Raw genomic sequence first — 13,382 nt, 5'->3', positions numbered from 1 at the left:
AAAGGCCGGACAGTACGCATATCGTGACCGCAAGGTTAAGAAGCGCACCTTCCGTGGCCTGTGGATCCAGCGCATCAACGCCGGCGTCCGCGCCGAGGGTCTGACCTATTCGCAGTTCATGCACGGCGTGAAGCTGGCGGGTATCGAGCTTGACCGGAAGGTCCTGGCCGATATCGCGATGCACGAGGGCGCAGCCTTCAGCGCGATCGTCGCACAGGCGAAGGCAGCACTCCCCCAGGCCGCGTAATCCGCGACTGAGGTGCGGTTCGAAAAGGGCGCCGGTGGGAAACCACCGGCGCCTTTTTTTTGCGTTTGGGCGGAGTGAACGTCCAACCTCCGCGGTCCTTATCCCCCCCCGTCATCCCGGCGAAAGCCGGGACCCATGGTTACGGCGGACCCGGCGAAAGCGTGCTACCATCACCCGGCTCGCAACCATGGGTCCCGGCGTCCGCCGGGATGACGGATATAAAAGATCCGGGGGAGGGTGATCAAAGGGGGAGCAAGAAATGCGCGAAACCTTCCAGCCCTGCGTCTACATCCTCGCCTCCCGCCGCCACGGAACGCTCTACGTCGGCGTCACCTCAAATCTGCTCGCGCGGCTGGTTCAGCACCGCGAGGGGTTGATCCCCGGCTTCACTCACCGGTACGGCATCAGGCGTCTCGCTTATTACGAGATGTTCGACACTATGGAGGCCGCGATCGTTCGCGAGAAGCGGCTGAAGGAATGGCGAAGAGCGTGGAAGATCGAGCTGATCGAAGCGCGCAACGAAAATTGGGACGATCTGGGTATCGGTCTGGGGCTGCCCCGCCTACCCGATCTGCCGACCGAACCCGCCCTGGGAGTATGACGTGACGCAAGACCTGAACCAGATGCGCGAACACATGTTGGCGGCGATCGCCGCGGCATCCGGCCTCGACGCGCTGGAGGCATGCCGGGTCGAGGCGCTCGGCAAGCAGGGCACGATCACCGCGCTGCTGAAGACGCTCGGCAAGATGACCCCCGACGAGCGGCTCGTACAGGGCCCGCTGATCCAGGGGCTGCGCGAGGCGGTCGCGAACGGCATCGCCGAACGGAAAGCGACGCTCGAACGCGCCGCGCTCGACGCGCGGCTCGCCAGCGAAACGCTCGACATGACGCTGCCCGCCGACGCGCCCATGCCCGGCACGATCCACCCGGTCAGCCAGGTCATGGACGAACTCGCCGAGATCTTCGCCGACCTCGGCTTTGCGGTCGCGACCGGGCCCGAGATCGAGACCGACTGGCACAACTTCTCCGCGCTCAACATCCCCGAGACGCATCCGGCGCGCGCGATGCACGACACCTTCTATCTTCAGCAGGGGATCGACGCGAAGGCCGCGGGCACCGCCGACGAGAAGACGACCTTCTCGCTGCTCCGCACGCACACCTCGCCCGTCCAGATCCGCACGATGCTGAGCCAGAAGCCGCCAATCCGCATCATCGCGCCGGGCCGCACCTACCGCTCGGATTCGGACGCGACGCACACGCCGATGTTCCACCAGGTCGAGGGCCTCGTGATCGACAAGGGCATCACGCTCGGCCATCTGAAGTGGACGCTCGAAACCTTCGTGAAGGCGTTCTTCGAGCGCGACGATATCGTGCTGCGGATGCGCCCGAGCTATTTCCCGTTCACCGAACCCTCGGTCGAGATCGACGTCGGCTACACGCTGGTCAAGGGCAAGCGCGTCGTCGGCGGCGCCGAGCCAGACGGCTGGCTCGAGATTCTGGGTAGCGGCATGGTCCACCGCAAGGTGATCGAGGCCTGCGGGCTCGATCCCGACGAGTGGCAGGGCTTTGCGTTCGGCTGCGGGATCGATCGGCTCGCGATGCTCAAATACGGAATGGACGACCTCCGCCCATTCTTCGACGGCGATATCCGCTGGCTGAAACATTATGGTTTCTCGAGCCTCGACGTCCCCACTCTGTCGGCAGGAGTCGGCGCATGAAGTTCACGCTCAGCTGGCTCAAGCAGCACCTCGACACCACCGCCACGCTCGCCCAGATCGTCGACGCGCTCACGCGTATCGGCCTCGAAGTCGAAGGCGTCGAGAATCCGGGCGAGAAGCTCGCCGCGTTCCGCATCGCCAAGGTGCTCAGCGCCGAACGCCATCCGCAGGCGGACAAGCTCCAGATCCTGTCGGTCGACGCCGGTGACGGCCCGCTCCAGGTCGTCTGCGGCGCGCCCAATGCACGCGCGGGGCTGGTCGGCGTGTTCGGGGCGCCCGGCGCCTACGTCCCCGGTCTCGACGTCACGCTGAAGCTCGCGAGCATCCGCGGCGTCGAATCGAACGGCATGATGTGCTCGACGCGCGAGCTGGAGCTCGGCGAGGATCATGACGGCATCATCGAACTGCCCGCGGACGCGCCGATCGGCACGCCCTACCCCGATTATGCCGGGCTCACCGACCCCGTCATCGACGTCGCGATCACGCCCAACCGCCAGGACTGCATGGGCGTGCGCGGCATTGCGCGAGACCTCGCCGCAGCCGGCATGGGCACGCTCACACCGCTGATCTTCGATCCGATCGTCACCGACGGGGCAGGGCCATCGGTCCGCACCGACGACGCCGCGGGCTGCCCCGCCTTCTTCGCGCAGACCGTGACCGGCGTGACCAACGGCGAGTCTCCCGACTGGATGCGCCGCAGTCTGCTCGCGATCGGCCAGAAGCCGATCTCCGCGCTCGTCGACATTACCAACTATCTGATGATCGACCTCGGCCGCCCGCTGCACGTCTACGACCGCGCGAAACTCTCCGGCGGCCTCGTTGCGCGCAAGGCCAAGCACGGCGAACAGGTCGTCGCGCTCAACGGCAAGACCTACACGCTCGACGAAACCATGACCGTCATCGCCGACGACGTGGCGGTGCACGACATCGGCGGCATCATGGGCGGCGAGCATTCGGGCGTCTCCGCAGACACCACCGACGTGCTGATCGAATGCGCCTATTTCGATCCCGACCATATCGCGCGCACCGGCCAGAAGCTCACGCTCACCTCCGACGCGCGCAGCCGTTTCGAACGTGGCGTCGATCCGGCGTTCCTCGACGACGGCCTCGCGATCGCCACCGCGCTCGTGCTTCACGTCTGCGGCGGCACCGCGAGTGAGGTCACGCGCTCGGGCGAAGCACCGTCGGAGCCCCGCGTGATCCATTACGACCCGCGCCTCAGCGCGGACCTCGGCGGACTGCACGTGGCGCCGGAACGCCAGGCGCGTACGCTGCTGTCGCTCGGCTTCACGATCGGTGCGATCAAGAGCGCGGATGCGTTCAGCGACGCGCTGTTCTCGACGATCGAGGGCAAATGGCCGGTGACGGTCCCGAGCTGGCGCCGCGATGTCGACGGCCCCGCCGACCTCGTCGAGGAAGTCGTGCGGATCGAGGGCATCGACAATATCCCCTCGACCCCACTGCCGCGCCTGCCGGGCGTCGCCAAGCCGACCGCCACGCCCGAGCAGAAGCTCGAACGTAGGGCACGTCGCGCGGCCGCAGCCCGAGGGCTCGACGAAGCGGTGACGTGGAGCTTCCTCTCAGAGGCGGAAGCCGTACCGTTCGGCGGCGGCGCGTGGACGCTGGCCAACCCGATCAGCGAAGACCTCAAGGTCATGCGCCCCTCGCTGCTCCCCGGCCTGCTCGCCGCAACGGGGCGCAACCTCAAGCGCGGCCAGCAGAGTGTCCGCCTGTTCGAGATCGGTCGCCGCTATCTCGCCGACGCCGAACGCGCGACGCTCGGCGTGGTGCTGGCGGGCGACCGCCGCCCGCGCGGCTGGCGCGACGGCAAGGCCGCGAGCTTCGACGCCTATGATGCGAAGGCCGAAGCGCTGGCACTGCTTGCTGCTGCCGGCGCACCGGTCGACAATCTCCAGGTCATGGGGGAGGCGGGCGATGCCTGGCATCCGGGCCAGTCGGGCACGCTTCGGCTCGGACCGAAGACGGTGCTAACAAGCTTCGGCATGCTGCATCCGCTGGTCGTGAAGGCGTTCGACCTCGACGGCGCGGTCGCCGCGGTAGAGATCTATCTCGACGCGATCCCGCCCAAGCGGGCTTCGGGCTTCGCCCGCCCGGCCTACACGCCGCCGGCGTTGCAAGCGGTCCGCCGCGACTTCGCGTTCCTCGTGCCGGCGGCGCTTGCAACCGACGCGCTGGTCCGTGCGGTCAAGGGCGCCGACAAGGCCGCGATCGTCTCGGCGCGTGTTTTCGACGTGTTCACCGGCCAGGGCGTCGAGGACGGCCACAAGTCGGTCGCGGTCGAGATCGTCCTGCAACCCACCGCCAAGAGCTTCACCGACGAGGAGCTGAAGGCGGTCGCGGACAAGGTCGTCGCGGCGGCGGCGAAGCAGGGCGCGAGCCTGCGCGGGTAACGCGCCCCAACACCCTGTTCGTCATCCTCGCGAAGGCGGGGATCCATACTGGCTGACCAATCGATTCTATCGAAAGCGCTGCCGCTCTGGATCCCCGCCTCCGCGGGGATGACGTGCGGCGTAGCGTACAAAATGGCCGACCGTAGCGGAGTACAGACATGACCGACCTCATCACGATCGCCAACGACCACCTCACCGCGCAGATCAACCCGCTCGGCGCCGAACTCACCTCGCTCAAGGACGCCGAGGGCCGCGAGCTGATGACCAACGCCGACCCGGCCTATTGGACCGGCCACGCGCCGATCCTCTTCCCCGTCGTCGGTCGCCCCTACCGCGACACGATCCGCGTCGACGGCACCCAATACCCGATGAAGCAGCACGGCTTCGCGCGGCGGCAGGGCTTCGACGTCGTTGATCGGCACGCGAACCGTGTCGCGTTCGTTCTCGATGACAACGACGATACTCGCGCTCACTATCCATTCGCTTTCAGCCTGACGTTGGTATTCGGGATTATCGATTCTTCGCTGCTGGTGGGCGTAGAGATCGCGAATACCGGCGACGTTCCGCTCCCGGCGAGCTTCGGCTTCCACCCCGCGTTCGCCTGGCCTTTGCCCTACGGCCAGGATCGTGCCGACCACCGCATCGTCTTCGCGGCCGACGAGCCCGACACGCTGCGCATGATCGCCGACGACGGCACGATCGCCGAGGGCGAGCGTCCCTCGCCGCTGGAGGGCCGCACGCTGCACTTACGCGACGACCTGTTCGCGAAGGATGCGCTCGTGTGGGATTCGGTCCGTTCCCAGTCGGTCACCTACGGCGCCGAGCACGGCCCGCAGCTGCGGATCGATTTCCCCGACACGCCCAAGCTCGGCCTCTGGACCAAGCCCGGCGCGGCCTATGTCTGCGTCGAGCCCTGGCACGGCATCGCCGACCCCGAGGGCTATACCGGCGAGTTCCGCGACAAGCCCGGTGTGTTCGAGGTGGCGCCGGGGGACGTGAAGCGGATCGCACTCCGCGTCACGCTGGTCCCACCCGCGCGCTGACCCGAAACGATCCTCCCCCGCCAGGGGGAGGTGGCGCCGAAGGCGACGGAGGGGGAGGATACGGAACGAGCGTTTCCCTGCCCGCCCCCTCCGTCAGGCTGCGCCTGCCACCTCCCCCTTGCGGGGGAGGATGACGGTGTGGTCAAGGACCCCTCTGTCCTACACGCCCCGCATCTGCCAATAGCACGCGATGATCGCTGCAAGCCTTCTCCTCCCGCTCCCGCCGCGTCCCGCGCGGGGAGGGGATTCCGAGCGGTACGTAGCCTGAACTTCCTTAACTTCCGAGCCCCGACTCGGCTCCCCGGACCCACGCCATGACCCAATTTCCCCGCCGCACCTTCGCGATCATCTCGCATCCCGACGCCGGCAAGACCACGCTGACCGAAAAGCTCCTGTATTTCGGCGGCGCGATCCATCTCGCCGGCGAGGTGAAGGCGCGCGGCCAGAACCGCCGCGCCCGTTCCGACTGGATGAAGATCGAGCAGCAGCGCGGCATCTCGGTCACGTCGTCGGTGATGACGTTCGAACGCCAGGGAATCACTTTCAACCTGCTCGACACGCCGGGCCACGAGGACTTCTCGGAAGACACCTACCGCACGCTGACCGCGGTCGACTCGGCGGTCATGGTGATCGACGCCGCCAAGGGCATCGAGCCGCAGACGCGCAAGCTGTTCGAGGTCTGCCGCCTGCGCAACGTGCCGATCATCACCTTCGTCAACAAGGTCGACCGCGAGGGGCGCGACCCGTTCTCGCTGCTCGACGAGGTGGCCGAGATGCTTCAGCTTGACGTCTGCCCGATGAGCTGGCCGGTCGGCATGGGAGGCGAGTTCGAGGGCGTATACGACCTCTACGCCAATACTTTGAGCCGCCCCGAAGGCGACAGCCGCGAATTCATGGGCAAGGCGATCCCGTTCGCCGGCATCGACGACCCGGAGTTGGCCAAGATCCTCAGCCCCGAAGCGATGATCCGCCTGAACGACGAAGCCGAACTCGCGCAGGGCGGCTATTCGAGTTTCGACGCCGACGCCTATCGCGCAGGCAATCTGACGCCGGTCTATTTCGGCTCGGCACTCAAGGATTTCGGTGTCGCCGAGCTGATCGCAGCGCTCGCCGACTACGCCCCGCCACCGCGCGCGCAGCCGGCCGAGCCCGCCCCCATCTCCCCCGACGAAAGCGAAGTCACCGGCTTCGTGTTCAAGGTGCAGGCAAACATGGATCCCAACCACCGCGACCGGATCGCGTTCATGCGGCTGTGCTCGGGCGTGTTCAAGCGCGGCATGAAGCTGACCCCCACAGGTCACGGCAAGCCGATCGCAGTCCATTCGCCGATCCTCTTCTTCGCGCAGAACCGCGAGCTGGCGGACGAGGCGTTTCCGGGCGACATCATAGGCATCCCCAACCACGGCACGCTGCGCGTCGGCGATACGCTGAGCGAACGCGCCGCGATCCGCTTCACCGGCCTGCCGAACTTCGCCCCTGAAATCCTGCGCCGCGTCGTGCTGAAGGATTTCACCAAGACCAAGCAGTTGCGGAAAGCGCTCGACGACATGGCCGAGGAGGGGGTGACGCAGGTCTTCTACCCCGACATCGGCTCGAACTGGATTATCGGCGTCGTCGGGCAGCTCCAGCTCGAGGTGCTGCTCTCGCGCCTCGACGCAGAGTACAAGGTCGCGGCCGGGCTCGAGCCGGCGCCGTACGAGACCGCACGCTGGATATCGGCGGAAGACCCGCAGGAGCTCAAGACCTTCGCCGAGATCAACCGCGGCGCAATGGCGAAGGATCGCGACGGGAACCCGGTGTTCCTCGCCAAAAGCGCGTGGGAGGTGAACTACATCGCCGACCGCTATTCAAAGATCCGCTTCGCCGCGACCCGCGAACGGTAAGGGACCGCCATCGATCGTCATCCCCGCCCGCGCGAGGATGACGAACCGGCAGGCATGCGGATCAATCCGCGGCCAGGGCCTCGGCGAGCATGTCGCGGATCGCGCGCAGTGCCGTGATCGGCGTCTCGGCGGGCGCAACGATCTCGGGAGCGACTGCGGGCGGTGCGCCCTTTTCGGCGGCCAGCAGCTGCTGGACGCCGCGCACGGTATAGCCGTCGCGATTGAGCAGCTGGTCGATCCGGCGCACCAGCGCGACGTCCTCGACGCGGTAATAGCGCCGATTCCCGGCACGCTGGAGCGGTCGGAGCTGGGGGAAACGCGTTTCCCAATAGCGCAGGATATGCTGTGGCAAGCCGGTATCGTTCGACAGTTCGCCGATGGTCCGGAATGCGGTACTGGCCTTGCCGGAACTGTCCGGCATCGCGTGCCTCAGCCTGCGCCGACGATGCGTTCGCGCATCATCTGGCTTGCGCGGAACGTCAGCACGCGGCGCGGTGCGATCGGCACCTCGACGCCCGTCTTGGGGTTGCGACCGATGCGCTCGCCCTTGTCGCGCAGGACGAACGTACCAAAGCCCGAAATCTTGACATTCTGCCCGCTGGTCAGTGCTTCGCACATCTCGGTCAGGATCTGTTCGACGACTTTTGAAGCATCCGATCGCGAAAGTCCGATTTCGCGATGAAGCGATTCGGCTAGATCGGCTCGTGTCAGCGTACCCGTCATTGTCATTCCGAAACTCCCACACCCATTGCGGTACCTACACAAGCAGCGTGATCATCGGAAGAGCTTTATCGGACAAATTGCAACTGGCTTTCAGTTGCGTTTAGAAGCGGATGACCGCCGCACCCCAAGTAAAGCCGCCACCCATCGCCTCGAGCACGACGATCTGGCCCTGCTGGATCCGTCCGTCACGGACCGCCACGTCGAGCGCGAGCGGTACCGACGCCGCGGAGGTGTTGGCATGCTGGTCGACGGTGACGACGACACGCTCGGGGGCAAGGCCCAGCTTGCGCGCGGTCGCGTCGAGGATCCGGGCATTCGCCTGGTGTGGCACGACCCAGTCGACCTGGTCCGCGGACAGGCCCGCCATCGCCAGCGATTCGGTCATGACGGCGGCGAGGTTGGTCACTGCGTGACGAAACACCTCGCGGCCCTTCATCCTGAGCTTGCCGACCGTCCCGGTCGTCGAGACGCCGCCATCGACATAGAGAAGCTGGTTGTGTCGCCCGTCGGCATGCAGCTTGGTGGTCAGGATCCCGCGACCGTCCGCATCGGCGGTGTCCTGCGCCTCGAGCACGATCGCGCCCGCACCGTCGCCGAACAGGACGCAGGTCGTGCGATCCTCCCAGTCGAGGATCCGGCTGAACGTCTCGGCGCCGATCACCAGCGCGCGCTTGGCGACGCCGCTGCGGATCATGCTGTCGACGACCTGGACCGCGTAGAGAAAGCCCGAGCAGACCGCGGCGACGTCGAACGCGACGCAGTCGTCGATGCCGAGCATCGCCTGCACCTTGGTGGCGCTGGCGGGGAAGGTCTGGTCGGGCGTCGCGGTGGCGAGCACGATCAGGTCAATATCCTGCGCGTCGACGCCTGCTGCAGCGAGAGCCGCGCGGCAGGCGTCGGCGGCCAGAGTCGCGGTCGTCTCGCCTTCGCCGGCGATATGGCGGAACCGGATGCCGGTGCGCTCGACGATCCATTCGTCGCTGGTGTCGACCTGTTCCGCCAGCTGCGCATTCGAGACGCGGCGGACCGGCAGGGCCGATCCGGTGCCGGTAATCACCGAACGGATCATGCGGCTTCCTTGACGTTGCCCAGATCGTCGCTGATCCGGCGGACGAGGTCGTTTCTCACCATCTTGGCGGCATTGCCGATCGCCGTCGCCACGCCGCGCTCATTGGCGCCGCCATGGCTTTTGACGACGATGCCGTTGAGCCCGAGAAAGACCGCGCCGTTGTGATTATTGGGATCGAGATGATCGCGCAGCAATTCGGTCGCGGGCTTCGAAATCAGGAAGCCGAGCTTCGACCGGACCGAGCTGCGGAACGCGCGCTTGAGCAGGTCGGCGACGAATCGCGCGGTGCCCTCGGCAGTCTTGAGCGCGATATTGCCCGAAAAGCCGTCGCATACGACGACATCGACATCGCCACGCGACAGCCGGTCGCCTTCGATGAAGCCGGTGAAGTCCATGTCGAGCTTGGGCGTCGCGCGCAGCATGGCGGCGGCCTCGCGAATCTCGTCGGTGCCCTTCATGTCCTCGCTGCCGATATTGAGCAGCGCGACACGCGGATGCGCGATGTCGAGCGCGGTCCGTGCATAGGCGCCGCCCATGATCGCGAACTGGACGAGGTTGCGCGCGTCGCACTCGGTATTCGCACCGAGGTCGAGCATCACCATGTCGGTGTCGCCGAGCGTCGGAAGGCGCGCGGCTAGCGCCGGGCGATCGATGCCCGGCAGGGTCCTGAGCGACAGCTTGGCCATCGCCATTAGCGCACCGGTGTTGCCGCTCGAGACCGCGGCTGCGGCACGCCCCTTTTTGACGAGATCGATGGCGATGCCCATCGATGTCGTCTTGGCGCGACGAATCGCCTGGCTCGGCTTGTCGCTCGAGCCAACCACCTCGGGGGCGTGGACGATCTCGGAGTTGAGCTCGAGATTCGGATGGGCTTTCAGCCCGTCGCGAATCGCGGTTTCGTCACCGACCAGCAGGAAATGCATGCCGTCAAACTGGCGTCGCGCACGCGCGACACCCGCCAGCATTACCGCCAGCCCGTCATCGCCACCCATCGCATCGACGGCGATCCAGGCGCTGTCGGGCATGCTCACGTCCTTCGCTCAGGTAAGGGCTCAGCCCTCGACCGAAAGGATTTCGCGACCGTTATAGTGGCCGCAAGACGTGCAGAGGTTGTGCGGGCGCTTGAGTTCGCCACAGTTCGGGCACTCCTGAAATGCCGCGATCGTCAGCGAATCGTGGCCACGGCGCATGCCGCGCTTGGAGGGCGAGGTTTTTCTCTTGGGGACGGCCATTTCGGCACCTTGTTCTTTATAAAGGTCGGGGCTCCGATAGGCCCGGACGAAGGAGTCGGCAACCGACTGTTAAGGTCGGCCGCGTGAGCTACCATACGGCCTGACGCATCGCGAAGCGTGGCGCTATAGCGATAATCGCCTGCGTTGCAAGCATGGTGGCACAGTGGCACGACCCGCGCACACCGGAAACATCGAGGAATAAGCTGCATGATCCTGCCCGTAACCCTGACGATCGCCGCCGCGGCCGCGGTCCTCAATCTCTGGCTGGCCTTCCGGATCGTGCCGACTCGCCTCAAGGACAATGTCCTGCTGGGCGACAATGGCAATCCGGTCCTGCAGGGGCGGATGCGCGCGCAGGCGAACTTCGTCGAATATGCGCCCTTCATCCTGATCCTGTTCGCGCTGATCGAACTGGGTGGCGGATCGCCCCGCTGGTTGTGGATCGCCGGAGTCGTTTTCGTCGTCGCGCGAATCGCCCACGCCTTCGGCATGGACAAGACGACGTCGAACCTGCCGCGCGCCGGTGGCGCGCTCGCGACCTGGGCGCTGATGGCGCTGCTCGCGGGCTGGGCCCTCGCGATCGCCTATCAGGCCGGTGCCACGCCGTCGGTCACGACGTTCCAGACCGCACCGATCGAGGGTCGCGCATGAGCATCGTCCGGAATGTCGCCGCCCTCCTCGCCACGCCGATGCTGCTCGCGGTCGCGACGCCCGGCCTCGCGAAGGACGGCCCGGCGCGGGACGCCATCTCGCCCGAGCGCCTGTCCGCCGATGTCAGGACGCTGGCGTCGGACGCGTTCGAGGGGCGGGCACCGGGAACCGCAGGCGAAACCAGGACGATCGACTGGCTCATCGCGCAGTTCAAGGCGATGAAGCTGTCGCCGGGCGGGCCGGACGGCAGCTGGACGCAGGCGGTGCCGCTGGTCCACACGCGGCTGGGGCAGGGCAGCGTGCGCGCCGGGGCAACGCCACTGGTCCAGGGCCGCGACGTCTATCTCAGCACGGTGCGCGGGGTCGACCGCGTCGCGATCGCCGACGCGCCGATGGTCTTTGTTGGCTACGGCGTCACCGCCCCTGAACGCGGCTGGGACGACTTCAAGGGTCTCGACCTCAAGGGCAAGGTCGCGGTCTTCCTGGTCAACGACCCCGATTTCGAGGCGGTGGCGGGCGATGATGCGAAGGGCCGGTTCGGCGATCGGCGCATGACCTATTATGGACGCTGGACCTACAAGTTCGAGGAGGCCGCACGGCGCGGCGCGGTGGGGGCGCTGATCGTCCACGACACGCCGGGTGCCGGCTATGGCTGGGCGACGGTCACCGCACCCGCGGGCGAGAATTACGACATCGTGCGCGAGGATCCGGCCTCGCGCGTGCTGCTGCAGGGGTGGATCGAAGGGGCCGCCGCGACCCGGCTCTTTGCCGCCTCCGGTCAGGACCTCGCCACGTTGCGCAAGGCCGCGCGGCGCAGCGATTTCCGCCCCGTCGCGCTGAAGCAGCGGTTCACGACCGACCTTCCCGTTCGTCATGACACGGCGGAGAGCCGCAACGTGCTGGCGATGCTGCCCGGCAAGACCCGTCCCGACGAAGTGGTGATGTTCGGGGCGCACTGGGATGCGTATGGCGTCGGCGCGCCCGATGCGCAGGGGCGCACGATCCGCCCGGGTGCCAATGACGACGCGCTCGGCGTCGCGGGCGTGCTTGGCCTCGCCCGCCGCTTTGCCGCCGCGCCGCGCACCGACCGCAGCCTCGTCTTCGCATTGTGGAGCGGGGAGGAGCGGGGGCTGCTCGGGTCGGAAACCTATGCGGTGAGGCCGGTCTATCCCGCGGCGAAGACGGTCGCCAACCTGACGCTCGACATTCTCCAGACGGCGGGGCCTGCGCGCGACGTCCTGCTGGTCGGCGCGGGCCAGAACAGCCTCGAGGACATGCTGGGCGATGCCGCGAAGGCGCAGGGCCGGGTAGTGACCCCCGAAGCCCTCCCCGAACGGGGGCTGTTCTACCGCGCGGATCATTTCTCGGTCGCGCGGCGCGGCGTGCCGACGCTGTTGCTGATGGCGATCAGCGGCGCGTCCGACCTCGTGACCGGTGGTCGCCCGGCGGGGCAGGCGTGGCTCGACGGCTATATGAAATGCTATCACCAGACGTGCGACGCGTGGAGTGCGGACTGGGATCTGCGCGGCGCGGCGCAGGATGTCGGTCTGTTCCAGACGATCGGCACGAAGCTGGCGAACAGCCGGCTCTGGCCGGAGTGGCGCGACGAATCGGAGTTCAAGTCGGTTCGGGCTGAAAGCGCGGGGGAGCGGAAGTAGGACTCAACCCACATTCGCTACCACCCCGGCGAAGGCCGGGGTCCAGTTGGGAAGGTTGCAGTAACGGCGCGCTACCTCCGCCAATCTTGGTCCCCCAACTGGGCCCCGGCCTTCGCCGGGGTGGGGTGATTGGCGCGTTGGACATCTGCTTCCCGGTGTTCTCCCGCGTCCGCGGGAGAACCAGGACCTACGCCGCCAGCGCTCGATCGCTCACGAACAGGTTGGTCGCGCGCTCATGCGCGAACGTGCTCGCCGGGCCGTGCCCCGGGATGAAGCTCGTGTCGCTGCCCAGCGGCCACAGCTTTTCGACGATCGACGACAGCAGCACCCGGTGATTGCCGCCGGGCATGTCCGATCGTCCGACCGATCCCTGGAACAGCACGTCGCCGACCTGCGCGAATTTCGATGGCGCGTGATGGAAGATCACATGGCCTTCGGTGTGCCCCGGCGTTTCGTAGACATCGAGGACGAGATCGCCGACCGACACCCGGTCGCCCTCGACCAGCCACCGGTCGGGTTCGAAATTGACGCCGGCGATCCCGTATTTCGGCCCGTCCTGGTCGAGCCGCTGGAGCCAGAAGCGGTCTGCCTCGTGCGGCCCCTCGATCGGCACCGCCAGATCGTCGGCCAGCGCCTTCGCCTCGCCGGCATGGTCGATATGCCCGTGCGTCAGCAGGATCTTCTCGACGGTCACGCCCGCTTCCGCGATCGCCGCCTTGATTCGCGGCAGGTCGCCGCCGGGATCGA

At 67.0% G+C, this 13,382-nt stretch carries 14 protein-coding genes; 8 read left to right on the top strand and 6 right to left on the bottom strand.

Annotation, left to right across the window (positions count from 1 at the left end; translation table 11 throughout):
- The 6 genes from rplT to sphst_RS11930 form a co-directional block, all read left to right on the top strand.
- Window positions 1-247, top strand: a 247-nt coding sequence (gene rplT, locus sphst_RS11955; RefSeq protein ID WP_107045577.1) for a 50S ribosomal protein L20, incomplete at its 5' end; no start/stop codon positions are given.
- A gap of 259 nt (window positions 248-506) precedes the next feature.
- On the top strand, window positions 507-848 hold the full coding sequence (locus sphst_RS11950; protein WP_031395287.1) for a GIY-YIG nuclease family protein: 342 nt from the start codon (window positions 507-509) through the stop codon (window positions 846-848).
- A 22-nt stretch (window positions 849-870) separates the two neighbouring features.
- A complete protein-coding gene (gene pheS / locus sphst_RS11945; RefSeq protein WP_031395286.1) occupies window positions 871-1,965 on the top strand; it encodes a phenylalanine--tRNA ligase subunit alpha in 1,095 nt (364 codons plus the stop codon).
- A complete protein-coding gene (gene pheT, locus sphst_RS11940; RefSeq protein WP_107045576.1) occupies window positions 1,962-4,376 on the top strand; it encodes a phenylalanine--tRNA ligase subunit beta in 2,415 nt (804 codons plus the stop codon). The genes pheS and pheT overlap by 4 nt, the downstream gene beginning before the upstream one ends.
- 158 nt (window positions 4,377-4,534) lie before the next feature.
- Window positions 4,535-5,419, top strand: coding sequence for an aldose 1-epimerase family protein (locus sphst_RS11935; RefSeq protein WP_107045575.1), 885 nt, complete (start codon window positions 4,535-4,537; stop codon window positions 5,417-5,419).
- Between the two features lie 314 nt (window positions 5,420-5,733).
- Window positions 5,734-7,302, top strand: a complete 1,569-nt coding sequence (locus tag sphst_RS11930) for a peptide chain release factor 3 (protein ID WP_031395328.1) — start codon at window positions 5,734-5,736, stop codon at window positions 7,300-7,302.
- A gap of 61 nt (window positions 7,303-7,363) precedes the next feature.
- Here the strand turns inward: sphst_RS11930 and sphst_RS11925 are convergent, their stop codons facing one another.
- The 5 genes from sphst_RS11925 to rpmF all read right to left on the bottom strand — a co-directional run bounded on the left by sphst_RS11925 (window position 7,364) and on the right by rpmF (window position 10,326).
- Window positions 7,364-7,723: a MerR family transcriptional regulator gene (locus sphst_RS11925; RefSeq protein WP_031395327.1), complete on the bottom strand. Its 360-nt coding sequence runs from the start codon at window positions 7,721-7,723 to the stop codon at window positions 7,364-7,366.
- A gap of 8 nt (window positions 7,724-7,731) precedes the next feature.
- Complete coding sequence (locus sphst_RS11920) at window positions 7,732-8,031, bottom strand: integration host factor subunit alpha (protein ID WP_031395326.1); 300 nt, start codon at window positions 8,029-8,031, stop codon at window positions 7,732-7,734.
- A 94-nt stretch (window positions 8,032-8,125) separates the two neighbouring features.
- A complete protein-coding gene (locus sphst_RS11915) occupies window positions 8,126-9,094 on the bottom strand; it encodes a beta-ketoacyl-ACP synthase III (RefSeq protein WP_031395325.1) in 969 nt (322 codons plus the stop codon).
- Window positions 9,091-10,119, bottom strand: a complete 1,029-nt coding sequence (gene plsX, locus sphst_RS11910; protein ID WP_031395324.1) for a phosphate acyltransferase PlsX — start codon at window positions 10,117-10,119, stop codon at window positions 9,091-9,093. Before plsX ends, sphst_RS11915 begins: the two co-directional genes overlap by 4 nt.
- Before the next feature lie 27 nt (window positions 10,120-10,146).
- Entirely contained in the window at window positions 10,147-10,326 is a 180-nt protein-coding gene (rpmF, locus tag sphst_RS11905) for a 50S ribosomal protein L32 (RefSeq protein WP_031438822.1), read from the bottom strand.
- Between the two features lie 207 nt (window positions 10,327-10,533).
- On the opposite strand from rpmF, the gene sphst_RS11900 reads away from it, so the two are divergent.
- Together sphst_RS11900 and sphst_RS11895 are read left to right on the top strand one after the other, a co-directional pair.
- The gene (locus sphst_RS11900; protein ID WP_031395323.1) at window positions 10,534-10,977 is read left to right on the top strand and encodes an MAPEG family protein; all 444 of its coding nucleotides are present in this window, start codon (window positions 10,534-10,536) and stop codon (window positions 10,975-10,977) included.
- Window positions 10,978-11,015: 38 nt separating this feature from the next.
- Window positions 11,016-12,635, top strand: a complete 1,620-nt coding sequence (locus tag sphst_RS11895; RefSeq protein WP_107045578.1) for a M28 family metallopeptidase — start codon at window positions 11,016-11,018, stop codon at window positions 12,633-12,635.
- 187 nt (window positions 12,636-12,822) lie between these two features.
- Here the strand turns inward: sphst_RS11895 and sphst_RS11890 are convergent.
- Window positions 12,823-13,382: MBL fold metallo-hydrolase (locus sphst_RS11890; RefSeq protein WP_107045574.1), on the bottom strand; the 560-nt coding region annotated here is incomplete at its 5' end.

Source organism: Sphingomonas sp. STIS6.2 (genome assembly GCF_000732685.2).
GTDB classification, from domain to species: Bacteria; Pseudomonadota; Alphaproteobacteria; order Sphingomonadales; family Sphingomonadaceae; genus Sphingomonas; species Sphingomonas aerolata.
This window is presented reverse-complemented; position numbering and strand designations above follow the sequence as displayed.